1 protein-coding gene is annotated in these 1,102 nt (G+C 35.9%); it reads left to right on the top strand.

The annotated features are described in order from the left end of the window. The first annotated feature begins 146 nt into the window (after nt 1-146). Nucleotides 147-683, top strand: a complete 537-nt coding sequence (locus E5A76_RS16970) for a cell division protein ZapC (RefSeq protein WP_161119649.1) — start codon at nt 147-149, stop codon at nt 681-683. Nucleotides 684-1,102: the final 419 nt, after the last annotated feature.

Below are 1,102 nucleotides of genomic sequence, written 5' to 3'. Positions count from 1 at the left end.
CCTGTGTACTAAATATACAAATAACTCATATATAAATAGTCCATTTTTTCCCCTTTTAATTTTAGGGGACGTGAGTAGAATCAGACTAAAGTTTCTCCATATGGTCGCAGATATAATATAAACCACTGTCTTTTAGGAGTTCGAACGTGTTAAAGCCAGATAATTCATGGAAATGGTATTTTGATACTGATATGAATTCGCTAATGCTTGAATTAGGGAATGATATGCTTTTTCGTGTAGCACTACCGGCTAAGCTACTGACACCAGAAGCAAAAGAGAGTGATATTTTTAATGTCGACGATATTGAAGCTTATCAAAACTTCCAAGAGCAATTTGCTCAATTACCTATCTCTGAAGCACGTAAGTGTGAATTAGCACTTAATGCAACAGCAGCAAGACGTTTCCATAAGCCTATTATGCCTAAAAGCTGGTATTTTGCGCCTCAACAAGGTGTTGAACCAGAGCAGGGTGAGGTAGTGAGTTTAATGACGGCATCCTGTAAGGCATATTATGTTGTCATTGAAAATCATGGTACAGCCAGCTTATGTATGCTTGCTGATGTAGCAACTGTTGATCTTGATGGAGTAAAAACAATGCAGTTCTGCGACACGATTAAAGTAATGAATGACCGAATGGCTCCCTGTTTTGTAGAAAGTGAGCAGCATTATGCCCTTGTTGGCTAAAGAGTAACTTTAAAGCTTATTTGAACCAATCTTTATCATTCTATTCAATAAATCCTCCTTATATGTTAGTAGGTTATCTAATATCATTTATTCTTTCCTATAGCGGCTAGACTAAGCTCGCTCACCTCTTTTCCAACGATTTTATCTATCGAAACGTCTATTTCGGTATTGCTCGCTAACACATAACCACCTTACTTACATATCTCTGATGTACCATCAAGCCTCTTACTCGCTTTTACTGATGAATTGAAAATTTCAGACTCAATAATTCTATTTTCCTAATGCTTATACCTATTGGCAGAGTAGGAGCTATTAATTGGGCTAGATACAAATAATGTCTAATGTTTCAGATTAGTGCTAAATAAATCGCGATATAGTTAAATACATTTGTTCAAAAAACAGCCTAAAAATTGCTATCA

Origin of the sequence: Photobacterium lucens, from assembly GCF_009873615.1 — a bacterium.
Lineage (GTDB): Bacteria > Pseudomonadota > Gammaproteobacteria > Enterobacterales > Vibrionaceae > Photobacterium > Photobacterium lucens.
The sequence above is the reverse complement of the archived record's forward strand: the minus strand, read 5'-3'. Positions and strand labels throughout refer to the sequence as shown.